Origin of the sequence: Acidocella sp. (assembly GCF_035535915.1) — a bacterium.
Classification (GTDB): domain Bacteria; phylum Pseudomonadota; class Alphaproteobacteria; order Acetobacterales; family Acetobacteraceae; genus Acidocella.
On sequence record NZ_DATLPB010000116.1, the window covers coordinates 1 to 22846 of the forward strand.

Annotated in this window: 22 protein-coding genes and 1 pseudogene; 15 read left to right on the plus strand and 8 right to left on the minus strand. The window is 64.8% G+C overall.

Annotation, left to right across the window (positions count from 1 at the left end; genetic code table 11):
- Positions 1-576: pseudogene (locus tag VNC39_RS15250) on the plus strand (hypothetical protein); the annotation flags it as partial.
- Positions 577-760: 184 nt separating this feature from the next.
- Here VNC39_RS15250 and odhB read toward each other — a convergent pair.
- The 5 genes from odhB to zapE form a co-directional block, all read right to left on the minus strand.
- Positions 761-1984: a 2-oxoglutarate dehydrogenase complex dihydrolipoyllysine-residue succinyltransferase gene (gene odhB, locus VNC39_RS15255; protein ID WP_325400506.1), complete on the minus strand. Its 1224-nt coding sequence runs from the start codon at positions 1982-1984 to the stop codon at positions 761-763.
- A gap of 59 nt (positions 1985-2043) precedes the next feature.
- Positions 2044-4896, minus strand: a complete 2853-nt coding sequence (locus tag VNC39_RS15260; RefSeq protein WP_325400507.1) for a 2-oxoglutarate dehydrogenase E1 component — start codon at positions 4894-4896, stop codon at positions 2044-2046.
- 317 nt (positions 4897-5213) lie between these two features.
- A complete protein-coding gene (gene sucD / locus VNC39_RS15265) occupies positions 5214-6089 on the minus strand; it encodes a succinate--CoA ligase subunit alpha (RefSeq protein ID WP_325400508.1) in 876 nt (291 codons plus the stop codon).
- Positions 6090-7286, minus strand: a complete 1197-nt coding sequence (sucC, locus tag VNC39_RS15270) for an ADP-forming succinate--CoA ligase subunit beta (RefSeq protein WP_325400509.1) — start codon at positions 7284-7286, stop codon at positions 6090-6092. It abuts the gene before it with no gap.
- A gap of 225 nt (positions 7287-7511) precedes the next feature.
- Entirely contained in the window at positions 7512-8660 is a 1149-nt protein-coding gene (gene zapE / locus VNC39_RS15275; protein WP_325400510.1) for a cell division protein ZapE, read from the minus strand.
- Between the two features lie 93 nt (positions 8661-8753).
- Here zapE and VNC39_RS15280 point away from each other — a divergent pair, with 93 nt between their 5' ends.
- Positions 8754-9398: a 2OG-Fe(II) oxygenase family protein gene (locus VNC39_RS15280; RefSeq protein WP_408840857.1), complete on the plus strand. Its 645-nt coding sequence runs from the start codon at positions 8754-8756 to the stop codon at positions 9396-9398.
- 152 nt (positions 9399-9550) lie between these two features.
- Here VNC39_RS15280 and VNC39_RS15285 read toward each other — a convergent pair whose 3' ends face one another.
- The 3 genes from VNC39_RS15285 to VNC39_RS15295 form a co-directional block, all read right to left on the minus strand.
- Complete coding sequence (locus VNC39_RS15285) at positions 9551-10447, minus strand: ABC transporter ATP-binding protein (protein WP_325400512.1); 897 nt, start codon at positions 10445-10447, stop codon at positions 9551-9553.
- Between the two features lie 162 nt (positions 10448-10609).
- Positions 10610-11329: a molybdate ABC transporter permease subunit gene (locus tag VNC39_RS15290; RefSeq protein WP_325400513.1), complete on the minus strand. Its 720-nt coding sequence runs from the start codon at positions 11327-11329 to the stop codon at positions 10610-10612.
- A gap of 38 nt (positions 11330-11367) precedes the next feature.
- Positions 11368-12315, minus strand: a complete 948-nt coding sequence (locus VNC39_RS15295; RefSeq protein WP_325400514.1) for an extracellular solute-binding protein — start codon at positions 12313-12315, stop codon at positions 11368-11370.
- Positions 12316-12396: 81 nt separating this feature from the next.
- Here VNC39_RS15295 and VNC39_RS15300 point away from each other — a divergent pair, with 81 nt between their 5' ends.
- The 13 genes from VNC39_RS15300 to VNC39_RS15360 all read left to right on the plus strand — a co-directional run bounded on the left by VNC39_RS15300 (position 12397) and on the right by VNC39_RS15360 (position 22732).
- The gene (locus VNC39_RS15300) at positions 12397-12780 is read left to right on the plus strand and encodes a winged helix-turn-helix domain-containing protein (RefSeq protein WP_325400515.1); all 384 of its coding nucleotides are present in this window, start codon (positions 12397-12399) and stop codon (positions 12778-12780) included.
- 11 nt (positions 12781-12791) lie between these two features.
- On the plus strand, positions 12792-13376 hold the full coding sequence (pgsA, locus tag VNC39_RS15305; protein ID WP_325400516.1) for a CDP-diacylglycerol--glycerol-3-phosphate 3-phosphatidyltransferase: 585 nt from the start codon (positions 12792-12794) through the stop codon (positions 13374-13376).
- Between the two features lie 4 nt (positions 13377-13380).
- Complete coding sequence (gene mobB, locus VNC39_RS15310; RefSeq protein WP_325400517.1) at positions 13381-13893, plus strand: molybdopterin-guanine dinucleotide biosynthesis protein B; 513 nt, start codon at positions 13381-13383, stop codon at positions 13891-13893.
- Position 13894: 1 nt separating this feature from the next.
- The gene (locus VNC39_RS15315; protein ID WP_325400518.1) at positions 13895-14305 is read left to right on the plus strand and encodes a hypothetical protein; all 411 of its coding nucleotides are present in this window, start codon (positions 13895-13897) and stop codon (positions 14303-14305) included.
- Positions 14302-14553, plus strand: a complete 252-nt coding sequence (gene moaD, locus VNC39_RS15320) for a molybdopterin converting factor subunit 1 (protein WP_325400519.1) — start codon at positions 14302-14304, stop codon at positions 14551-14553. The genes VNC39_RS15315 and moaD overlap by 4 nt, the downstream gene beginning before the upstream one ends.
- Position 14554: 1 nt before the next feature.
- Positions 14555-15013 carry a molybdenum cofactor biosynthesis protein MoaE gene (locus VNC39_RS15325; RefSeq protein WP_325400520.1) on the plus strand — a complete coding sequence of 153 codons (459 nt, stop codon included), beginning with the start codon at positions 14555-14557 and terminating at the stop codon, positions 15011-15013.
- A 241-nt stretch (positions 15014-15254) separates the two neighbouring features.
- Entirely contained in the window at positions 15255-15770 is a 516-nt protein-coding gene (locus tag VNC39_RS15330) for an adenine phosphoribosyltransferase (protein ID WP_325400521.1), read from the plus strand.
- A gap of 78 nt (positions 15771-15848) precedes the next feature.
- Positions 15849-16895 carry a hypothetical protein gene (locus VNC39_RS15335; RefSeq protein WP_325400522.1) on the plus strand — a complete coding sequence of 349 codons (1047 nt, stop codon included), beginning with the start codon at positions 15849-15851 and terminating at the stop codon, positions 16893-16895.
- Complete coding sequence (gene radA, locus VNC39_RS15340) at positions 16896-18311, plus strand: DNA repair protein RadA (protein WP_325400523.1); 1416 nt, start codon at positions 16896-16898, stop codon at positions 18309-18311.
- Positions 18308-18874, plus strand: coding sequence for a CvpA family protein (locus VNC39_RS15345; RefSeq protein WP_325400524.1), 567 nt, complete (start codon positions 18308-18310; stop codon positions 18872-18874). Before radA ends, VNC39_RS15345 begins: the two co-directional genes overlap by 4 nt.
- A 139-nt stretch (positions 18875-19013) precedes the next feature.
- Positions 19014-20462 (plus strand): amidophosphoribosyltransferase, encoded by a 1449-nt coding sequence (gene purF / locus VNC39_RS15350; RefSeq protein WP_325400525.1) that lies wholly within the window; start codon positions 19014-19016, stop codon positions 20460-20462.
- Entirely contained in the window at positions 20462-20863 is a 402-nt protein-coding gene (gene crcB, locus VNC39_RS15355) for a fluoride efflux transporter CrcB (protein ID WP_325400526.1), read from the plus strand. Before purF ends, crcB begins: the two co-directional genes overlap by 1 nt.
- 630 nt (positions 20864-21493) lie before the next feature.
- Positions 21494-22732, plus strand: coding sequence for a hypothetical protein (locus tag VNC39_RS15360; protein WP_325400527.1), 1239 nt, complete (start codon positions 21494-21496; stop codon positions 22730-22732).
- The last annotated feature ends 114 nt before the right edge of the window (positions 22733-22846 follow it).

Sequence of the window (22846 nt, forward strand, 5' to 3'; positions counted from 1 at the left end):
GCCGCGGCCGGCCGCGGCGCCGAGATGGAAGCCGCGTTGCCGGCCGACCTGCTGCTCTCGATCGGCCTGGTGGAAAGCGGCCGCGCCGACGCTCTGACCGGGCGCGTCACGGCCTGGCCCTGGACCGTGAATGTCGATGGCGTGGGCCGGTTCTTCCCCGATGAGGGGGCGGCGATCCTGTTTGTGCGGCTGGCCGAAGCGTCCGGCGCGCGGGACGTCGATGTCGGCTGTTTCCAGGTCAGCCTGACCGACCACCAAGATGCTTTCGCCACCCTGGCCGACGCGTTCGACCCGGTGCAAAATGCCGCCTACGCGGCCGGCTTCCTGCGCCGCCTGCAAAGCCGCACCGGCTCCTGGGACAGCGCCATTGCCGACTACCATTCCGCCACCCCGGATCTCGGTCTGCCCTACGAGCGTCGCGTGCTCGCAGTGTGGCATGGAAAAGGCGCGGCTGCGCCGGACGCCGAAGCGGCGGACCCGTTCGTGATCCTGCAATCCCGCGCGGCAAGGCAGGTGCATGTGTACACCATCGACGATCCGGCAACGGCCGGCCTGCCCAAGGTGATCACGCCGTAGGGAAAAAAGTAATAAGGGAAGGAAGCGCTTCTTTTTTGAAAAAAAGAAGCAAAAAACTTTTTTAAACTTAGGCCGTGCTGGTTTCACCGCCACTGGCCCAGCGTAACCAAAAGTTTTTGCACGCTTTTTTCAAAAAGCGCCGCTTTCTTCCTCAATAAAAAAGGGGCCGAAGCCCCCTTTTCGTTTAGATTTCCAGCAGCATACGGCGCGGGTCTTCCAGGCTTTCCTTCACGCGCACCAGGAAGGACACGGCCTCGCGCCCGTCGATGATGCGGTGGTCGTATGAGACCGCCAGATACATCATCGGCCGGATCTCGATCTTGCCGGCGACCACGACCGGACGTTCCTGAATCTTGTGCATGCCCAGAATGGCCGATTGCGGCGGGTTGAGGATCGGCGTGCTCATCAGCGAGCCGTACACGCCGCCATTGGTGATCGAGAACGTGCCGCCGGACAGTTCTTCCAGCTTCAGCGTGCCGTCTTTGGCGCGCTTGGCGAAGCCGGCGATCTCGGCCTCGATCTCGGCCAGGGATTTCCGATCGGCGTCGCGGATCACCGGCACCACCAGCCCGTTGGCGCCGCCGACGGCGATGCCCATGTTCACGAACTTCTTGTAGACGATGTCGTCGCCTTCGATCTCGGCGTTCACCGCCGGGAATTCAGCCAGCGCGGCGCACACGGCCCTCACGAAGAAGCCGTTGAAGCCGAGGCGGATGCCCTTGTGCTTCTTTTCGAAGGCGTCGCGATATTCGCTGCGCAACGCCATGATGGCGCTCATGTCGACCTCGTTGAACGTGGTCAGCATGGCGGCGGTGTTCTGCGCGTCCTTGAGGCGCGCGGCGATGGTCTTGCGCAGGCGCGTCATCTTCACGCGCTCTTCGCGCACGTCCGGGGCACGCGGCGCCTTGGGCGCCGCCGGGGCCGGGGCGGCGGCCGGCTTGTTCACGAAGGCCAGCACATCGCCCTTGGAGATGCGGTTGTCCTTGGCGGTGCCGGGGCCGATATCGGTGGCGGAGAGGTTGCGCTCTTCCATCAGCTTGGCGGCGGCCGGCAGGGGCGCCGGGCCGGGGCGGGGCACCGGGCCGGACGGGGCCGGCGGCGGGTTGACGCCGACGGTCGGGGCTGCGGCATGAACCGGCGCCTTGGCCGCGCCCGGCGCGGCGGCAGCGCCGGCGCCGCCGACACGGCCGAGCAGCGCGCCGACCTCGACCTCCGCCCCTTCAGGGGCGACGATTTCGGCAATCACGCCGGCCTGCGGCGCGTTCACCTCGACGGTGACTTTGTCCGTTTCCAGCTCGACCACGGGTTCGTCGGCGGCAACGGTCTCGCCGGCTTTCTTGATCCAGCGCGCGATGGTCGCGCTGGTGACGCTTTCGCCCAGTGTCGGGACGGTGATGTCGGCAGCCATAGATGCTCCTCAGTTTTTTGAGCCACGTCGAAGGAAATTTTGGGGGTGGCGTTGACGGGTCAGACCGTCAACGCCGCGTCGACCAATGCCGCCTGTTCGGTGGCATGGGTCTTGGCGAGGCCGGTGGCGGGGCTCGCCGCAGCCTTGCGTCCGATATAGCGGGGGCGTTTGGCGACGCCGTCCAGGCAGGACAGCACCGCTTCGATCCGCCGGTCCACGAAGGTCCAGCCGCCGTTATTCTCCGGCTCTTCCTGGCACCACACGATTTCGGCCTTGCTGTAGGCCTCGATTGCGGATTTCAGGGATTTGGCCGGGAACGGGTAGAACTGTTCCAGCCGCACCAGCGCGACATCCTTGATGCCGCGCTCGCGCCGCTCGGCCAGCAGGTCGTAATAGACCTTGCCCGAGCAGATCACGACGCGCTTCACCTGCTCCGGCGCCACCAGCTGGTCGGTCTCGGGGATCACGAACTTGAAGCTGGAGCCGTTGGTCATCTCGTCCAGCGTGGAGACTGCCAGCTTGTGCCGCAGCAGCGATTTCGGCGTCATCAGCACCAGCGGCTTGCGGAAGTTGCGCTTCAGCTGCCGGCGCAAAGCGTGGAAATAATTGGCCGGGGTGGTGAGGTTGCACACCGTCATATTGTGCTCGGCGCAGAGCTGCAAATAGCGCTCCAGACGGGCGGAGGAGTGCTCCGGCCCCTGGCCTTCCTGGCCATGCGGCAGCAGCAGCGTGAGGCCGCACATGCGCAGCCACTTGGTCTCGCCCGAGGCCAGGAACTGGTCGATGATCACCTGCGCGCCGTTAGCGAAATCGCCGAACTGCGCTTCCCACAGCACCAGCACGCCGGGGTCGGCGATGGCGTAGCCATATTCGAAGCCGAGCACGCCGGCTTCCGAGAGCAGGGAGTTGAAGATCTCGATGCGCGACTGGCCTTCGCGGATATTGTTCAGCGGCACGTATTCATGCTGGTTGGACTGGTCGACCAGCACCGCATGGCGCTGGCTGAAGGTGCCGCGCTGGCAATCCTCGCCGGAGAGCCGCACGCGGTGGCCGTCGAGCATCAGCGTGCCGAAGGCCAGCGCCTCGCCGGTCGCCCAGTCGATGCCGGCGCCGGTGTCGATCATCTGCTTCTTGGCTTCGAGCTGGCGCAGGATCTTCGGGTTGATATCGAAGTTCTCAGGCACCTTCGACAAAGCAGCGCCCACGTCGCGGAGTTGCTCGAGCGGGGCGGCGGTGGCCTCTTCGATCTGCTCGGCCTCATCGTCGGCCTCGTTCAGCCCGGCCCAATGGCCTTCCAGCCAGTCGGCTTTGTTCACCTTGTAGGATTTCGCCCCTTCATAGGCTTCTTCCAGCGTCTGGTTGTAGTCGGCGGCCAGCTTCTCGGCGGTGGCGGCGGGCACGCTGCCTTCGGCGGCCAGATGCTCGGCATAGAGCGCCCGGGTGGTCTTCAAAGCGCGGATCGACTTGTACATCAGCGGCTGGGTGAAGGCCGGCTCGTCATTCTCGTTATGGCCATGGCGGCGGTAGCAGACCAGGTCGATGACCACGTCCACCGCGAATTCCATGCGGAACTCGGTGGCGACGCGGGCCGCGAACACCACGGCTTCCGGATTGTCGCCGTTCACGTGCAGAATCGGCGATTGCACGGATTTCGCCACGTCGGTGCAATACAGGCCGGAGAAGGCATGCGCCGGAATGGTGGTGAAGCCGATCTGGTTGTTGACCACCAGATGGATCGAGCCGCCGGTGCGGTAGCCGATCAGCTGGCTCATCGCCAGGGTTTCATAAACCAGGCCCTGGCCGGCGAAGGCGGCGTCGCCATGCATGATGACGCCCATGGCTTTGCGCCGCGTCTTGGTGTCGCCCATCATGTCCTGGCGGGCGCGGATCTTGCCCACCACCACCGGGTCCACCGCCTCAAGATGCGAGGGGTTGGGCTGCAGCGCCAGATGCACCTGGTTGCCTTTGATGACCACGTCGGTCGAGGTGCCGAGATGGTATTTCACGTCGCCGGACCCTTGCACGTCCTCAGGCTTGGCGCTGGCGCCGCCGAATTCGCTGAACAGAGCGGTCAGCGGCTTCTTGACGATGTTGACCAGGGTGTTGAGGCGGCCGCGATGCGGCATGCCGATGGCGATTTCCTTGACGCCATGGTCGGCGGAGGTTTCGATGATGGCGTGCAGCGCGGGAATGGTGCTCTCGCCGCCCTCCAGGCCGAAACGCTTGGTGCCGACATAGCGGCGCTGGCAGAAGGTCTCGAAACTGTCCGCCTCGGTCAGCTGGCGCAGGATCTTTTCCTTGTCCTGCGCGGTGAAGGCGGCGCGCCAGGGCGCGCCTTCCATGCGCTGCTGCAGCCAGGCCTTTTGCGTCGGGTCCTGGATATGCATGAATTCCAGGCCGATCGGGCCGCAATAGCTGGCGCGCAGGATCTCCAGGATCTCGCGCATGGTCGCGGTTTCGCGGCCGAGCACGCCGTCGATGAAAATCGGCCGGTCCATGTCGGCTTCGGTGAAGCCGTAGGTCGCGGGGTCGAGCTCGACATGATAGGCGGGCTGCTTCAGGCCCAGCGGGTCGAGCTGCGCCTGCAGGTGGCCGCGCACCCGGTAGACGCGGATCAGCATCAGCGCGCGGATGGAATCCAAGGTCGCGGCGCGGGTATCGGCGGTCTGCGGAGCGGGTTTGGCGGCGCCGGAGGGGGCCGCTTGCGCTTCGAAGGCCGCCGGGCGCGGCGCCCAGGAGGCGCCGGAGGCGTCGGTCAGGACCGCTTTGGCCTCATCGTCGAGCGCGGCGAACAGAGCGGCGAAATCGCCGTCCACTGAAGTCGGGTCGGTGACCCATTTCGCGTAAAGCTGAGCGATAAACTGCGCGTTCGCGCCATTCATGGCAGTTGCGATGACGTCTACACCGGCCATAGCAAACCTATCCTCCGTTGAAGCCTACAGACCCGCCGGTTCGGCCGGCGATGGGCGGAATGCCCGTTGCGAGTTTGCGGTGGGCGCGCTCATCCTGTGCGCACAGCTGCGCACGCTCATCCAGCTGCGCATATAAGCCAATAGGAAGCGCCGATCGCGGCCTAAGGAAAAGGGGCAGGGTTGTTACGCCTGCATGAGTTCTCATGCGTTGCGTAAAAACCTCTGCCCCATTGTTAAGGCTCACTGGATGAACAGCCTGGAGCACAATCGTTTGGGCCGATCATGCTCCATTTTCGTCAGCAAACCTCTCCGTCGTTCTAACCGCGCAGCGCCTTGACCATGGTGCTACCGAGGGCCGCCGGGCTGTCGGCGACCAGAATGCCGGCCTCCTTCATGGCGGCGATCTTGGCTTCGGCGGTGTCCTTGCCGCCGGAGATCACGGCGCCGGCATGGCCCATGCGGCGGCCGGGCGGGGCGGTGACACCGGCGATGAACCCGACGGTCGGCTTCTTGATCTTGTGCTTGGCGAGGAATTCCGCCGCGTCGATCTCCGAGGGGCCACCGATCTCGCCGATCATGATGATCGCCTGGGTCTCATCGTCATGCAGGAACCGGTCCAGCACCTCGATGAAGTCGAGCCCCTTCACCGGGTCGCCGCCGATGCCGACGCAGGAGGACTGGCCGAGTCCGGCCGCCGTGGTCTGCGCCACGGCCTCATAGGTCAGGGTGCCGGAACGCGAGACGATGCCGATCGAGCCGCGCTTGTGAATATGCCCAGGCATGATGCCGATCTTGCATTCGTCCGGGGTAATGACGCCCGGGCAGTTCGGGCCGACCAGGGTCGATTTCGAGCCGGTCAAGGCCCGCTTGACCCGCACCATGTCCAGCACCGGGATGCCCTCGGTGATGCAGACGATCAGCTCGACGCCGGCATCGATGGCTTCCAGGATCGAATCGGCGGCGAACGGCGGCGGCACATAGATGGCCGAGGCGTTGGCGCCGGTGGCTTTCACCGCGTCGCCGACCGTGTCGAACACCGGCAGGTCGAGATGCTTCTGGCCGCCTTTGCCCGGGGTGACGCCGCCGACCACCTTGGTGCCGTAGGCCAGAGCCTGCTCGGAGTGGAAGGTGCCCTGCGCGCCGGTGAAGCCCTGGGTGATGACCTTGGTGTTCTTATTGACGAGAATGGCCATTTATGCGGCCTCCTTCACGGCTTTGACAATTTTTTCAGCGGCGTCGGCCAGGTTGTCGGCCGGGATGATCGGCAGGCCGGATTTCGCCATGATGTCCTTGCCAAGCTGCACGTTGGTGCCTTCCAGACGCACCACCAGCGGCACCGAGAGCGAGATCTCGCGCGCGGCGGCGATCACGCCTTCGGCGATCACGTCGCAGCGCATGATGCCGCCGAAGATGTTGACGAGAATGCCTTCGACATTCGGGTCGGAAAGGATGATCTTGAAGGCCGCGGTGACGCGCTCCTTGGTGGCGCCGCCGCCGACATCGAGGAAGTTCGCCGGCTGCGCGCCGTAGAGCTTGATGATGTCCATGGTCGCCATGGCCAGGCCCGCGCCGTTCACCATGCAGCCGATATTGCCTTCCAGCGCCACATAAGAGAGCGAGTGCTTGTTGGCTTCCAGCTCCTTGGGATCTTCCTCGGATTCGTCACGGAGTTTTTCAATCTCCGGGTGGCGGTACAAGGCGTTGTCGTCGAAGCTCACCTTGGCGTCGAGCGCGTAAATCTCACCCGCGCCGGTGACGACCAGCGGGTTGATCTCGACGATCGCGCAATCGAGCGCCACGAACGCCTGGTACATGGCGGTGACGAACTTGGTGAAAGTGGCGATCTGCTTGCCCTCGAGGCCGAGGCCGAAGGCGAGCTTGCGGGCATGGAAGGGGGAGATGCCGGAGGCCGGGTCGATCGGCGCGCGGAGGATTTTCTCCGGGCTGTGCGCGGCCACGTCTTCAATCTCCATGCCGCCCTCGGTGGAGGCGACGATCACCACTTCGGAGACCGAGCGGTCGATCAGCAGGGAGAGATACAGCTCGCGCTTGATGTCGCAGCCGGCTTCGACATAGACGCGGCGGACCAGGCGCCCGGCCGCGCCGGTCTGCTTGGTGATCAGCGTGTGGCCGATCATCGCCGCCGCGGCGTCGCGCACCTCGTCGAGCGACTTGGCGAGGCGGACGCCGCCTTTGCCGTTGGGATCGTTCTTGAATTTGCCCGCACCGCGGCCGCCGGCATGAATCTGGGATTTGACCACATAGACGGGGCCGGGGAGCTTCTTCGCGGCTTCCACCGCCTCTTCGGGGGTCCAGGCGACGTGGCCGTCAAGCACTGCCACGCCATAGGCCTTAAGCAGTTCCTTGCCTTGATACTCATGTATATTCATTTGGACAGAGCCTACCTTTTCGCTGCAGGTTACCGTGGCGTCGCTGGGCGTGCTACTCCAATCGCCGGGGCCCGGCAAGAACGGTGTTGCAGTGCGACAGGCTTTTTAACGCCATGACATGCACTGGAGTGCAGGTCTCACTGGCCATCGGGGCTCCCGAGGAACCAGTGTTTTCAGCGGCCTGCGGGTCTTCGCGGGGCGGCAGGAGGGCGCGGGGCGCGCCCCTCAGGTCAGATGCGGCAGCTGCAGATAGGTGTCGCTCTGCATCTCCTCGAGTCGTGATGCGGTGCGCTCGAAGATCGAAGCGCCCTCGCCGGCGCGGTACAATTCATCAGGCAGTGCGGCGGCCGAGGCATAGAGCTTGACCCGGTGCTCGTACAACGCGTCGATCAGCGTCACGAAGCGCCGCGCCTCGTCGAAATTGTCGGGGGAGAGGCGGGGGACGCCGTCGATCAGCACGGTCTTGTAATGCGTGGCGATGGCGAGATAGTCGCCCGGGCCGAGCGGCTGGCCGCAAAGCGCCTGGAAATCGAAGCGGGCGGCATCCGGGGTGCTCAGCGGCACGGTGAGATTCCGGCCGGCGACCACCAGATGCTCGGGCCGCGGCGGCACATCGCCGGCAAGCGTGGCGAAAACCTCGTCCAAGGCGGCGTCGGCCCGCCGGTCGGCGGGCACGTACCAAGCCTTCATGCCGTGCAGCCGGTCGCGCCGGTAGTCGCGTTGCGAATCGAGCACGAGCACATCGAGATTGTTTTTCAGCAGCGCGATGAAGGGCAGGAAGGCGTCGCGCCCCGGTTTGCCCTTGTAGAGATCATCTGGAAGCGTGTTAGAGGTCGCGACCACCACCACGGCGCGCGCGAACAGAGCTTCGAACAGCCGCCCGAGGATCATCGCATCGACGATGTCATGCACCTGGAATTCGTCGAAGCAGAGCAAAGCGGCTTCCGCGGCGATCTCGTCGGCAAGCGGCGGAATCGGGTCGTCGATGTCCGGATTGTCGCGCTTGAGGGCATGGAAACGGCGATGCGTATCCTGCATGAATTCATGAAAATGAATGCGCTTTTTGCGCGGCACTTCGGCGGCGGCGAAGAACAAATCCATCAGCATCGACTTGCCGCGGCCGACATCGCCGACCAGATACAGCCCCATCGGCCGGTCCTGCACCTCTTCCACCGGCTTGCGGCGCAGCAGCCGGGCCATCCAGCCGTTCGGCGGTGCCTTGGGCGGTGGGTCGTAACCGCGCAGCTTCGCCCACAAAGCCTGCAGCCGTTCCGCCGCGCTGGCCTGGGCGGGGTCCGAGACGATAAGCCCGGCGGCGATGCGGGCACGATATTCCGGGATAACCCCGGGCTGCGGGGGGGAAACGCTGGACATGCGCTTGCCGGATACCGCAGAGGGTTGTGCGGTGCAATAACGGCCCTATCTCTTGACCGTTTAATTGACGGCAAGCACGCCGTCTAATACGGATTGACCATCATGGACATTTTCGATTTCGACATGCTGCGCGCCACGCCGGTCTCGAACGACCCGTTTGCGCATATCGTCCTGCCCCGCTTCATCAAACCGTCGGCGTTGGCTGAGGTCGTGGGGGCGCTGCCGGCCATGCGCGCGCGCGGCAGCTTTCCGATCGGGGCGCTGAGCCTCAAGCCGGCCGCGAAGGAAATGGTCGCCGGACTCGAGGGCGCCACCTTCCGCAGCATCATCGCCGAGAAATTCGGCCTGGAGCTGGACGGCGCGCCGGTGATGAGCACGCTGCGCGGCAATTCCGGCGAGAAGGATGGCCAGATCCATACCGACTCGGTCGCCAAGCGCGTCACCATCCTGCTGTACCTGAACCCCGGCAACGGTGAAGCCTGGGCGCAGCAAAAAGGCTGCCTGCGCCTGCTGCGCAACAACACCGACCTGGAAAATTACGCGGTGGAAGTGCCGCCGGTGGACGGCACGCTGCTGGTCTTCCCCAACGGGCCGACCACGTTCCACGGGCATAAGCAGTTCGTCGGCCAGCGCTACGTGCTGCAGATGAACTACATGACCACCAGCACCAAGGCGAAAGCCGAGATGCGCCGCCACCACGTGTCGGCCTTCATCAAGCGCCTGACCCGGGCGGCTTAGAACAAGTAAGAAAGCAGGCGCTTTTTGAAAAAAGCGCCGCAAAAACTTTTTTTACGCTGGGCCATGGGCGTTGTCGCCGCCACAGCCCATGGCCCAGCATAACAAAGTTTTTTTGCTACTTTTTGTTCACAAAAAGTAGCGCTTCCTTTTGCTTAATCTTGCCTGAGTCGCCTCAGCTTCTCGGGTGCGATTTCGAGAAACAATGTCGCCCCCGGGATAAACCGCTCCGGGGTATTTTCGGTCTGCACGACCACAGGCTGGGGCATGGCGCATTCCAGGCGCAGCCCGCCGCCATTGGGCCGGACGCGGACGATGCGAGCCTCCCGGCCGTTGGCGGCGACGCGGAAATCCGTGCTGCGGGCGGCGAACCAGGTTTGTCCTTCCTGCCAGATATTTTCGAACCCGAGCAGTTCGGCGGCGGCGATGCTGCCGGGGTCTGCGAAGAGGTTGCGCGGCGTGTCCTCGCGGATGATTTTGTGCCCCGCGAGCAGCACCATCCAGTCGGCGAGGCCGGCGAGGCCGGGGTCATGCGTGGCCGCCAGGGCCGGCACGCCGCGCGCGGCCAACGTGTCGATCAGCCAGGTGAAAGTGGCGTCGCGGGTGACGGCGTCGAGCCCGCTGGAGGGTTCGTCGAGCAGCAGCAATTTCGGGCGGTGGGCGAGGGCACGGGCCAGGGCGATGCGTTGCGCCTGGCCGCCGGAAAGCTGCGTCGCGGGGCGCGCGGCGAATTCGAGCAGGCCGAGTTCATTGAGCAGGGCCCGGGCGCGGTCGAACCGGTCGCGGCCGCGCAGCGGATAAGCGACATTTTCCAGCACGCTGAGATGCGGAAACAAGGCCGCGTTCTGCGGCAGATAACCGACCTCGCGTGCCTCCGGCGGCAGCCCCGACCAGGGCGTGCCGGTGGCGTGGTTGAGCCCGGCCAGCGCCTTGATCAGCGAGGATTTGCCGGCGCCGGAGCGGCCGAGCAAAGCGGTGAAGCCGCGGATCTCAAAACGCGCATGCAGAGCGACCGGCTGGGTCAGGCGGTAATCGACGGCGACAGGAATCATCGGGAACCCAGGTTCAAGAAAGAAGCCGCTTTTTGAAAAAAGCGGCGCAAAAACTTTTGTTATGCTGGGCCTGAGGCTGTATCAGCGCCAACGCCCATGACCCAGCATAACAAAGTTTTTTTGCTACTTTTTGTTCACAAAAAGTAGCCTTGCTTTCCTTCCTTAAGCCGGCCGGCGGCGGGCGCGCAAACCCAGCCACAGCGGCGCCGGCAGGGTGGCGAGCAGGAAGGTTGCGACCAGCGGGAACACCGCCTGAATGCCGAGATCCTGCACGTCGGTCCAAAGCTGCACCGGCATGCCGGCGGGGAAATAGGCGATGATCAGCACCACGCCGAATTCGCCCAGTGCCCGCACCCAGCATAAGGCCAAAGCGGCGGCGAGGCCGCGCTGCGCCAGCGGCAGGGTGACGCGGAAGAACACGCGCAGCTGCGTATCGCCGAGCGTGCGGGCAACTCGTTCATATTCGGTGGGCACTTCGACGAAGGCGGAGCGCGCCGTCAGCACATAGGTCGGCAGGGCGGAATACAGCGCCGCGAGCACGAAGGCGGCGGGGCTGTTGGTAAGCACGAGCCCGATGCGGGCGAAGAATTCACCGGCCGGGGCGGCGGGGCCGAACACGGTGGCGAGCAGGATGCCCAGCGCCAGGGTCGGCATCAGCATCGGGATCAGCACCAGCGCTTCGGCGATTGTGCTGATCCGCCCGGGCGTGCGGGCGAGATAGAAAGCCAACGGCGTGCCGATCAGCGCGATCATCGTCACCGCGACGGCGCCGCCGGCAAGCGAGGTGACGATGGCCCACAGATCCGCACCTGACAGATCCGCAGGGTTCCAGTCGCCGCCGGTCAGCAGGCCGAACAGCGGCGCCGAGAGAAAGGCCAGCACCAGCAGGAGCAGTGCCGGCCTGGCGCAGGACCAGAAAATCAGATCGAGGGTCCTTTGGCGGGGTCGTAGCCGTATTTCGCGAACAGCGCCTGGCCTTGCGGGCTCGTCAGGAATTTCACATAGGAATCCGCTTCTTGCGGGTGCTGCGCGTTTTTCAGCGCGGTCGCGTAATAGACCAGCGGGGTCGGGTGGACCGTCTTGGTCTTGCCGGCGATGGTCAGCGTCAGCTTGGCATGGGAATACCAGCCCTTCTGGTCGGCCGGGTCGGAAAAATTGATCTCGGGCGGCAGAACGATGAAGGGCAGATGCTGCGAGACCACCGCGCTTTCATAGCCGATCGTGGCGTCGATCTGGCCTTCCTGCAGCCGGGCCAGCAGCGAGGGTTCGGTGAAGATCTGTGCCGGATTGATCGCCGGGCCCGCGACCTTCTGCGCCAGGCCGGGTTGCTTGTAGTATTTCTCGGCAAGCTGCAGGGCGAACAACACATATTGGCCCTGCGGGTCGACCCGCGGGTCGGTGCGGCCGATGCGCAGCCCCGGGGTCAGCAGGAGCTGCGCGACGTCGGCGCCCGGCTTGGCGAATTGCGCGGCGAATTTGGAGGCCGGGGAATAGGCCAGAACGATGGCGGAGCTGGCGACCGGCACCGCGCCTTTCGCCAGGCCGGCGGCCTCGACGACTTTGATCGGCGGGGCGGAGACTGAGACGAACACGTCCGGGTTGATGCTCTTGGCGGTGATCAGATGCGCCAGCGCCATTGCCGCTTCGCCGGTGCCGTGCACGGTCGTGCCGGTCTTGGCGGTGAAAGCGGGGGCGATGCCGCGATCCATCAGCGCGCCCATCGAGCCGGCAAAAACCACCGTAACGGAGGACGTCTGCGTTTGCGCCTGCGCCGCGCCGATGCCGGCGCCCACAGCGATCAGGGAGGCCGCGGCGGCGATCAGCCAGCGGCGCGGCGTGTGCGGATTCGGCATAAGCGATTTGGACATGAGGGTCTCCGATATGTTAACAAAGCGATATCCCTGGAGAGATATATCGTCAATCCGCCGCTTTCGTGCTTCTGATGGGGCATGACGGAGACGACAAACCAAAGCGGTTTCACCTTGCGCATCCGGCTCGCCGCGGGCGGCGAGCTGGTGATGGGGCCCGGCCGTGCCGATCTGCTGGAGCTCATCCAGACCACCGGCTCGATCGCCGCGGCGGGCCGCGAGATGGGCATGAGTTATAAACGCGCCTGGGCGCTGGTGGAGACGATGAACGGGTTGTTTCGCGCGCCGCTGGTCGAGGCGATGAAAGGCGGGGCGGGCGGCGGCGGCGCCCGGCTAACCGAAACCGGCTTGCAGGTGCTGAACGCCTATCGCGGGCTGGAGGCGGAGTCGGCGCGCGCCGGCGCCGCATTTTTGGCGGAGCTGAGCGCCGCTTTGCCGGTTTCGCGCGAGCGCAAAGACGGGTAAGGTATGCGATAATGATTAGTGACCTGCCCAACATCCTGACCTTGTCGCGTATCGCAGCCATTCCGTTGCTGGTGCTGCTGGTGGCGATCGGCCAGCCCTGGGCGGATCTTCTGGCCGCTCTGCTGTTCGCCGCCGCCGCGATCACCGATTATCTCGATGGCAGGTTGGCGCGCGAGCGGCTGCAGCTGTCCGATCTCGGCCGCATGCTCGACCCGATCGCCGACAAGCTGCTGATCGGCGCGACGCTGATGGCGCTGGTCGGTTTCGGGCGTCTGCCGATCGGGGGGATTTATCCGGCCATCGTCATCATGCTGCGCGAGATCCTGGTCAGCGGCCTGCGCGAGTATCTCGCCGAGATCCGCATCGGCCTGCCGGTGACGCGTCTCGCGAAATGGAAGACCGGCGTGCAGATGGTGGCGCTCGGCGCGCTGCTGCTCGGGCAGCGCGGTGCGCATATCATCGGCCTGGGCGGGCTGCCGATGGCCTGGATCGGCGGCACGCTGCTCTGGGCCGCCGCGGTCCTGACCCTGGTGACCGGATGGGACTATCTCAATGCCGGGCTGCGGCACGTCACCACGCCGCGCCCCACCGTCTGATCCGTTGGTCCGGGCGCTGGGCATTGTCGGCTGGTCCGGCAGCGGCAAGACCACCTTACTGACGGCGCTGATCCCGGCGCTGCGCGCACGGGGCCTGCGTGTCTCCAGCATCAAGCATGCGCATCATGATCTGCCGCTCGACAAGCCGGGCAAGGACAGCGCCCGCCATGCCGAGGCCGGCGCTGAAGAGGTGATCCTGGCTTCGGCGCGCGGGTACGCCTTGTTCTCATATCGGGCCGAGCCGGCTTTGCCGGAGCTTCTGGCGCGGTTGCGCCCGGTGGATCTGGTGCTGGTCGAGGGGTTCAAGGGCTACGAGATCCCGAAGCTCGAAGTGCACCGGCCGAGCCTCGGCAAGCCGCCGCTCTGGCCTTCGATGGATGTGATCGCCGTGGCGACGGATGAAAAACCGGCGGATTGCCCAGTGCCGGCGCTCGACCTCGGGGATGCGCCGCGCATTGCGGATTTCCTGATCGCGACACTTGGTCTAAACGAGAACGCGCAGACGAAGGAGCGATAATTTGCGGCAGTATCTCGCCATCGGTTTGATCTTGTTGCTGTCCGGCTGCACCAGCGTGCAGCAATTCGCCAGCAATTCGCTCCATCCGTTCGGCAATCCCAACGCGCCGGCCGCCAACAGTGAGACCGCGCAGCGGGCGGTGGGCAACAAGTCGGCGGTGACGCCGATCCGGCCGCAGCCGGGCGATGTCTGGCCCGGGCCGGTGCAACCCATGCCGACGCTCAGCGAAGTGCAGCGCAACGCCAATATGCCGCTCGGTGCGGGGTACCAGCCGTCTCTGCCCTCGCCTTATCCGCCCGGCCAGGGGCCGGCGCCGAGCAGTTACGACACCGGGCTCGGCAATTCGCTCTACGCCCCCTTGCCCGGCGGGGGAGAGGCTGTGCCGCCCGCCGTGCCGGGGCATGCGCGATGAAAATTCTCTATTTCGCCTGGCTGCGTGAAAAGGTCGGCGCCGCCGAGGAGGAACGGGCTTTGCCCGCGGAACTGCAGACGGTGGCCGAGCTGGTGGACTGGCTGAAGCGGCAAAGCCCGCGCCATGACGCTGCTTTCCAGAATGCGCGGCTGGTGCGCTGCGCCGTCGACCAGGAGTTCGGCACGCCGGACACCTCCATCGCCGGGGCGCGCGAGGTCGCGTTCTTCCCGCCGGTAACCGGGGGCTAGGATGCATCGGATCGTCGTGCAGGAGGCGGATTTCGACATCGCCGCCGAGACCGCGCGGCTGGCCGGCCTCAATGTGGGCGGCATCGCCAGCTTCACCGGCACGGTGCGTGCTGAACGGGGTGACGCTGCCCGGGTCACGGCGCTGCGGCTGGAACATTACCCCGGCATGACCGAAAAGGCGCTGGCCGGCATCGCCGCCGAGGCCGCGGCCCGCTGGGAGCTGACCGGCTGCACCATCATCCATCGTGTCGGCCGTTTATTGCCAGGCGACAACATCGTGTTCGTCGCCGCCGCCAGCGCGCACCGCGCCGCGGCACTGCAGGCCACTGCCTTCCTGATCGACTGGCTGAAAACCGCCGCGCCGTTCTGGAAGGCCGAGGAGCTGGAAACCGGTGAAACCGTTTGGGTTGAAGCCCGTGCCAGCGACGACGAGGCCGCCGCCGCCTGGAAACAGCGATAAGTAAGGAAAGGCTACTTTTTGTGAACAAAAAGTAGCAAAAAAACTTTGTTATGCTGGGCGGAGGGGCTGAAGGTTCCGGCGGTGCATAGCACCGTTGGAATAGCCCCGGAGGGCATGGGCGTTGTCGCCGACACAGCACATGGCCCAGCACAAAAAAAGTTTTTGCGCCGCTTTTTTCAAAAAGCGGCTGCTTTCTTCTCTCCGAGTTTGCCGTCCCGAGCGGGTCGGCTATAGACGCGATATGGACCTGAAAGAGCATATTCGCGGCATTCCGGATTTTCCGAAACCTGGAATTTTTTTCTACGATATTTCCACATTGCTGCGGCATGCCGACGCCTGGCAGGTGGCGATGGGTCGCCTCGCCAATATGGTGCGCGCCTATCATCCGACCGTTCTGGCCGGGGTTGAAAGCCGTGGTTTCCTGCTAGCGGCTCCGCTGGCGCTGAAGCTGGGCTGCGGTTTCGTGATGTTGCGCAAGCGCGGCAAGTTGCCCGGCGCGACCGTTGGCTATGATTACGACCTGGAATACGGCACCGACCGGATCGAGATTCAGGCCGACGCCATCAAGGCGGGCGCGCGTGTGGTGGTGGTGGACGATCTGCTGGCGACCGGCGGCACCATGGCGGCCGGCATCAGGCTGCTGCAGAATGTCGGCGCCGACGTGGTGGCCGCGGCGACCTTGATCGAACTGACTTTCCTGAACGGGCGCAAGAAGCTCGATGTGCCGTTCGAGGCGCTGATTCAGTACGACGAGTAAAAAAATGATGCGTTTGTGCGCGATGGCGCGTCGCTCATTGGCGGTCCGGCGTGAACTCGAACAGCGCGGCGGCACGCGATGAAGCGCCGGCAAATTCTCGGCGGGCTCGCGGCCGCATTGGTGCCCTCTGGGTTCGCCGCCGCCACGCAGACCCTGGTCAACGCGCCGGCCTTGACCCTGCTGGTGGGGGGGCCGGAGGGCGACCAGATCAGCCGCTGGGGCAATGCATTCGCGCTGGCGATGGCCGGCAGCTTTCCCGGCAACCCGGTGATCCGCACGGCGCCTGTGGGCGGGCTGGACGGCGTGACTGGCGCCAACAAGCTTGACGCGCTGGTGGTGCCGGACGGAAGGACCGCGGCGATCCTGCCGGGCGCCGCGCTCAACGCCTGGCTGGTCGGCGACAGCCGGGTGCATTTCGACCCGACGCGCTGGGTACCGTTGATGATCGGGCGCAATTCCGGGGTGCTGGTGGTGCGCATGCCGACGGGCACGGTGCCGAGTCTGCAGAATCTGCGCGCCATGGCCCCGCTGCGCCTGGCGGTGTATCAGCCCGAGAGCAACGACCTTGCCGCGCTGCTGGCGTTGGTGCAGATGGGCGTGCCCGTGGTCCCGGTGTTCGGCCTGCGCGACAGCGCGGCCAAGGCCCGGATGTTTCTCGCCGGTGAGTTGGATGCGGTCTTTTTGGCCGGCGAAGGCGTGCCGGAGGACATTGCGCCGTTGAGCGCCGGCGGCGGCGTGCCGGTCTTCTGTCTCGGCGGCATCACGGCGGACGGTACGGTCACTGGCGATCCGCTATTCCCCGGCCTGCCGGATGTGGAGAGTTTCGGCGGCGGTGCGCCCGGCGCGCTGGATGGCGCCTTCCGTGCCGCGTCGATGGCGGCGGGGACTGATTTCCTGGTCGTGCTGCCGCGCCTCAGCGACCCGAACAAGGTGGCGCAATGGGACCAGGCCATGAGAGCCGCCATCGCCAGCCCCGGCCTCGTGGCGGCGGCGAGCGCCAGCTCGGTCACGCTGCAGCCGGCGCCGGTGGCGCGGGCCTCGCTGGCCATGCTGGGCCAGCTCGGCGCCGGGCAGGGCGCTCTGCAGAAATATCTCGCGAAACAATTCGGCTGGCAGCCGGACTGATTGGCAAAGCCAGCGAAACATTTCATGTGCTCGGCCTGCGGCGCCGCCTTTCCGAAATGGGCAGGGCGCTGCGAGGCCTGCGGCGAATGGAACACGCTGGAGGAGCAAATGCCGCTGCCGGCGCTGCCCGGCGGCATGAAGCCGAGCGCGGCGCGGGCCGGAAAAATCGATTTTGTCGGCCTCGCCGGCATGTCCCCGCCGCCGCCGCGCGTTGCCACCACGATCGAGGAATTCGACCGGGTGCTGGGCGGCGGGCTGGTGCCGGCCTCGGTGGTGCTGGTCGGCGGTGACCCGGGCATCGGCAAATCCACCCTGCTGCTGCAGGCGGGCACCGCGCTCGGCCGGGCCGGCCGGCAGGTGGTGTATATTTCCGGCGAAGAATCCGTCGACCAGATCCGCCTGCGCGCCGCTAGGCTGGGGCTTACCGAGGCGCCGATGGCGCTGGCGGCGGCGACGCAGCTCGGCGACATTCTCGCCAGCCTGACGCAGTTTCCCGACGCCGCCTTGGTGGTGATCGATTCGATCCAGACGATGTGGATCGAGGGCATAGACTCCGCGCCAGGCAGCGTGACGCAAGTGCGCGCGGCGGCGTTCGAGCTGATCCGCGCGGCGAAGACTCAAGGGTTCGCGCTGATGCTGGTGGGACATGTGACCAAGGAGGGCAACATCGCCGGGCCGCGCGTGCTGGAGCACATGGTCGACGTGGTGCTGCATTTCGAGGGCGACCGCGGCCACCAGTTCCGCATTCTGCGCGGCATCAAGAACCGGTTCGGCGCCACCGACGAGATCGGCGTGTTCGAGATGACCGGGGCAGGGCTCGCGGAAGTGGCCAATCCTTCGGCGCTGTTTCTCGCCGAGCGGCGGGGCAATGTCGCCGGCAGCGCGGTGTTCGCAGGCCTCGAAGGTTCTCGGCCGGTGCTCATGGAGATCCAGGTGCTGCTCTCGCCCAATCCCGGCGGCTCGCCGCGGCGCTCGGTGATCGGCTGGGATTCCGGGCGGCTTTCGATGCTGCTGGCGGTGCTGGACGCGCGCTGCGGGCTGAAGCTGGCGATGAACGATGTTTATCTGAACGTCGCGGGGGGCTTGCGCATCACCGAGCCGGCGGCGGATCTTGCGGTGGCGGCGGCGTTGATTTCCGCCGCCTCGGATGTGCCCACCGATCCTTCAATGGTGTTTTTCGGCGAGATCGGTCTCTCCGGCGAACTGCGCCAGGTGGCGCAGGCGGAGCTGCGGCTCAAGGAGGCGGCGAAGCTCGGCTTCTCCCAGGCCGCGAGCCCGAAGCGCGTGGCCGGCGGGGCGGCGCGACTTTCCGTGCCTAACACGTTGAAACTCGTTGAAATCGGGCATCTCACTGACCTAATTGGCGTGGCCACTTCTGGCGTAAAGGCTGCGGTGCAGAACAAGGAGGTTTCATGACCTGGGTCGATGCGGCGGCGCTGCTGATCGTGGTTCTGTCAGCGTTGTTCTCCATGGTGCGCGGCTTCGTCCGCGAGGTTCTCGGCGTGTTCGCCTGGGTCGGCGCGGCGTTGGCGGCGTTCCGCTTTTATCCGCTCGTGCAGCCTTATGTGAACAGCGTGCTGCCGATGAAGAATCTGGTGGTGTATGTTTCGATGGGGGTGGTGTTCCTGGTCACGCTGATCGTGCTCAGCATCATCTCGGCGCTGATCGGCGGTTTCGTTCGTGAATCGGCCTTGTCGGGACTCGATCGCAGCCTCGGCGTGGTGTTCGGCCTGGTGCGCGGCGCGGTGATCATCTGCCTGGCCTATATCGCCCTTTCGGTCGCCGTCGATCCGGTGCAATGGCCGGTGCCGGTGGTGAATGCACGGTTCCTGCCGTGGGCCCATCAAGGGGCGGTGGCGCTGGTCTCGTACCTGCCGCCGCAATACCGGCCGAAAGTGGCGCCGCTGCCGGGGGCTCCGGCGCCGAGTGCTGCGACCCTGATGCAAACGCCGGTGACGGGCAGCGCGCTGTCGCATTGAGCGCGGCGGGATGTAGCCATACCCAGCCTTGAGAGGACAGCGGGCTGGAATCGTGCCATAAGCCGGGCGGCGCTCGACATCAGACTGTCACACGTCTACGGAGAGCGCGGCGGATACCGGATAAGGGCAGGGCTCAAGATTGATCGATGATGACAAGCCGCATGAGGAATGCGGCGTCTTCGGTGCATGGAATGTCACGGATGCGGCGGCGATCACGGCCCTGGGCCTGCACGCGCTGCAGCATCGCGGCCAGGAGGCTACCGGCATTGTCACGCATGATGGCGTGCGCTTCCATTCCCATAAGGGCCTCGGCCTGGTCGGCGATAATTTCGGCGACGCCAAGGTGATGGCGGGGCTGCCGGGGACGCGGGCGATCGGCCATAACCGCTATGCCACCACCGGCGAGACCGTGCTGCGCAACGTGCAGCCTTTGTTCGCGGAATTCGAGTTTGGCGGCCTCGCGGTCGGCCATAACGGCAACCTCACCAATGCTTACACCCTGCGCAAGGCGCTGACGCGGCGCGGCTGCCTGTTCCAGAGCACGATGGACTCGGAAGTCTTCGTGCATCTGATCGCCATCAGCCTGTACGCGAACGTGATCGACCGGCTGATCGATGCGATCAAGCAGGTGGTGGGCGCCTATTCGCTGGTGGCGCTGACCAACGAGCATTTGATCGGCGTGCGCGATCCGCTCGGTGTGCGGCCGCTGATCCTGGGGCGTACGCATGGCGCCGATGGCAAGCCCGGCTGGGTCCTGGCCTCCGAAAGCTGCGCCCTGGACATCGTCGGCGCCGAGTTCGTGCGCGACGTGGAGCCGGGCGAGATCGTCGTGATCGACGATGCCGGGGTGCGCAGCGTCAAGCCGTTCGCCGCGCAGAAACCGCGCTTCTGCGTGTTCGAATATATTTATTTCGCCCGTCCGGATTCCGTGATGGAGGGCACCTCCGTCTATGCCGCGCGCAAGAAGATCGGCGCGCAGCTGGCGCGCGAGGCGCCGGCGACTGCGGATGTCGTGGTGCCGGTGCCCGATTCCGGCGTGCCGGCGGCCATGGGGTTCGCCGAGGAAAGCGGGATCAACTTCGAACTTGGCATCATCCGCAACCATTATGTGGGGCGCACCTTCATCGAGCCGACGGACCAGATCCGCCATCTCGGCGTGCGGCTGAAACATTCGGCCAACCGCGCGATGATCGAGGGCAAGCGCGTGGTGCTGGTGGATGATTCGATCGTGCGCGGCACGACCAGCCAGAAGATCGTGGAGATGGTGCGCGCGGCCGGTGCAACCGAGGTGCATATGCGCATTGCCGGGCCGCCGACCACCCATTCCTGCTTCTATGGCATCGATACGCCGGAACGCAGCAAGCTGCTGGCGGCGCGCAACGATGTGGCGGCCATGGCGAAGCTGATCGGCGTGGACAGCCTGGCCTTCATTTCCATCGACGGCCTGTATCAGGCGCTGGGTCGGCCAGGGCGGGATGCAAATGCGCCGGCCTTCTGCGACGCCTGCTTCACCGGAGACTATCCCGTGGCGCTCACCGATGCGGAAGCGGGCGATTCCCAGAAAACCCTGCTCGCCGAACTCGGCTGATGCTGTATCTGTGGGTTGCCATCGGCGGAGCCATTGGCAGCGTCGCGCGCTTCTGGTTCGGCAACGCGATGGCGGCGACGCTCGGCGCGGCGTTCCCCTGGGGGACGCTGACGATCAACGTGCTGGGCTCGTTCCTCATCAGCTTCTTCAGCGGCCTGACCGGCATGGGCCATCGCTTCGCGTTGCCTTCGGACGCGCGGATTTTTTTCACTGTCGGCGTATGCGGCGGCTTCACCACATTCTCTTCCTTCAGCCTGCAGACGGTGGAGCTCGCGCGCGGCGGGCAGACGGGGCGTGCGGCTTTGTATGTCGCCGCGTCGCTGATCATCTGTCTCGCGGCCTGCGCTTTCGGCGTCTGGGCGGCAAGCGCGATCAACCAGCAGGCCGTTTCGCGCGCCTGAAGACATCAGCCGAAGGAAGGCTTCTTTTTGTGAACAAAAAGAAGCAAAAAAACTTCGTTAATTTGGACTGTGCGGATCTCAGCGCCGCCGGCCCAGTTTCGCAAAAGTTTTTGCGCCGCTTTTTTTAAAAAGCGGCCTCTTTTTTATATCTCACCGAACGCACCGTTGCCGATTTTTCCGGCACGGGCCGAGATGCATGTGCGGCGCGGCCGGCATCGGCTCGAACCGATTCTCCGGGGCATGGCGTCGCGCGTCGCCATAGGCGCCTTTATGCCGGCTTTACGCTGTGCCGGATTTTTGGCCAGACTCCCGGCTGCCATGCCCATCGGGGGGTATCGGATTTTTCTCTGATCTTTGCTGCAATGCGGCGTGTTAAATTGCGAAACGTTTTGGCGTGACCTCATAACACATGGTTTTTATGCGGTCCTTATCGTTTGTGTCATTTGCGCAACAGTCGTGTCGCAAAGCAAGAGAATCACGGCCTTTTATCTGGTTCGAGGATGCCTTGGCACGTAGATTGCCGTTTCATGAAGGTCCGATGGCGTTAGATCAGGTGTTATGCTTGGTTTGTAACGCGTTGGTGCGTTTGTTTTGGGCATTCGCGCAGAAAGTGCGCATTCAGGAGGCAGAATGGTTAATATGCGTCGGCAGCTGTTGGGATTGGGCGTGGTGGCCGCGTCCTCTTTCCTTGCCATCAATGCAGCGCACGCTTTGAACGGCCCCACGGCCATTCAGATCGATGGCGGCCCGCTCGGCCCGTTGGAGGTCAGCGGCGGCATGGACGGTTATGGCTTCGTTCAGAGTGGCGCGAGCGACAACAGCGCCCTCGTCACGAACCGCACGGCCGGCGTCAATATCGGCAGCGCGTTGGTCGAGCTGCAGAAAACCAGCGGCGTGCTGCAGTTCACCATCGAGGTCGGGTCCACGGGCGGCACGCCGGTCCTGGGCACGAAGGTGACCCAGACCACGATCAACCAATATTCGACCGGCCCGCTTTATCAGGGCTATGTCACGCTGGCGCCGAAAAACTTGCCGGTCTCCATCTCCGCCGGTCAGATGATCTCGCTCGAAGGCTATGAGGGCGTTACCGACTGGAGCAACCCGTCCCAGCTCACCACCGCGATCTTCAACGTGCAGAACCTGAGCAGCCGCGGCGTCAGCCTGAACTACAACAAGGGCGCGGTTAATGCCACGGTGATGTTCAGCGATGGCTACAATACCGGCGTATTCAACTTCCTGCAGGCCCTCGTTTCCTACACGTTCAACGCCAACAACGTCCTGAACGTCTATTACGGCGGCAATCTCGGCCAGACCGGTCTGAACGCGAAGACCTATGGCGGTACTTGCGGCTATGGCGTCGTGAACGAAGCCGAAGGCTGCTTCGGCACCGTCGGGACGTTCGGCCCGCAATTCGCCAATTCGCAGCTGATCGGCGCCTATTACAGCTACACGATGGGCAACCTGAACCTGGTGCCGGAAGTGCAGTATCAGGTGGCGCATGAAAACGCCAAGCTCGGCATTTTCAAGCAGACCGGCAATTTCGGCGCGGCGCTGTTCAGCACCTACACGTTCGGCAAGTCGCCTTATTCGATCGGCGGCTGGATCGAGTATTTCGACTCGCACAGCTCGTCGCTGAACCAGAATGGTCCGGTCGACTCCGCCAGCTGGTTCGTCGGCCCGAACTCCGAAGCGATCGGCTTCGCGGTGTCGCCGGCCTGGCAGTATAAGAACCTGTTCGCCCGCGCGAACGCCGGTTACCTCTATCTGCTCAACAACAAAGACACCAATGGCGCCTCCTTCGGCTATGGCCCCAATAACGATGGCCGCGGCGAGTTCACCGGCACCCTCGAAGCCGGCGTGCTGTTCTAAGCCGACAATCAGTCTTGCTAAGAAAAGGCCGGGCATTTTGTCCGGCCTTTTTTATGAGAAGAAAGGAAGCGCTACTTTTTGTGAACAAAAAGTAGCAAAAAAACTTTGTTATGC

Bases quoted from the DNA above. Each gene is read 5' to 3' on its own strand.
- sucD (WP_325400508.1), bottom strand. From the start codon at position 6,089: ATGGCCATTCTCGTCAATAAGAACACCAAGGTCATCACCCAGGGCTTC.
- VNC39_RS15260 (WP_325400507.1), bottom strand. From the start codon at position 4,896: ATGGCCGGTGTAGACGTCATCGCAACTGCCATGAATGGCGCGAACGCG.
- VNC39_RS15325 (WP_325400520.1), top strand. From the start codon at position 14,555: ATGCATCGGATCGTCGTGCAGGAGGCGGATTTCGACATCGCCGCCGAG.
- odhB (WP_325400506.1), bottom strand. From the start codon at position 1,984: ATGGCTGCCGACATCACCGTCCCGACACTGGGCGAAAGCGTCACCAGC.
- VNC39_RS15330 (WP_325400521.1), top strand. From the start codon at position 15,255: ATGGACCTGAAAGAGCATATTCGCGGCATTCCGGATTTTCCGAAACCT.
- moaD (WP_325400519.1), top strand. From the start codon at position 14,302: ATGAAAATTCTCTATTTCGCCTGGCTGCGTGAAAAGGTCGGCGCCGCC.
- pgsA (WP_325400516.1), top strand. From the start codon at position 12,792: ATGATTAGTGACCTGCCCAACATCCTGACCTTGTCGCGTATCGCAGCC.
- VNC39_RS15360 (WP_325400527.1), top strand. From the start codon at position 21,494: ATGGTTAATATGCGTCGGCAGCTGTTGGGATTGGGCGTGGTGGCCGCG.
- VNC39_RS15300 (WP_325400515.1), top strand. From the start codon at position 12,397: ATGACGGAGACGACAAACCAAAGCGGTTTCACCTTGCGCATCCGGCTC.
- zapE (WP_325400510.1), bottom strand. From the start codon at position 8,660: ATGTCCAGCGTTTCCCCCCCGCAGCCCGGGGTTATCCCGGAATATCGT.
- crcB (WP_325400526.1), top strand. From the start codon at position 20,462: ATGCTGTATCTGTGGGTTGCCATCGGCGGAGCCATTGGCAGCGTCGCG.
- VNC39_RS15285 (WP_325400512.1), bottom strand. From the start codon at position 10,447: ATGATTCCTGTCGCCGTCGATTACCGCCTGACCCAGCCGGTCGCTCTG.
- sucC (WP_325400509.1), bottom strand. From the start codon at position 7,286: ATGAATATACATGAGTATCAAGGCAAGGAACTGCTTAAGGCCTATGGC.
- VNC39_RS15335 (WP_325400522.1), top strand. From the start codon at position 15,849: ATGAAGCGCCGGCAAATTCTCGGCGGGCTCGCGGCCGCATTGGTGCCC.
- VNC39_RS15295 (WP_325400514.1), bottom strand. From the start codon at position 12,315: ATGTCCAAATCGCTTATGCCGAATCCGCACACGCCGCGCCGCTGGCTG.
- VNC39_RS15345 (WP_325400524.1), top strand. From the start codon at position 18,308: ATGACCTGGGTCGATGCGGCGGCGCTGCTGATCGTGGTTCTGTCAGCG.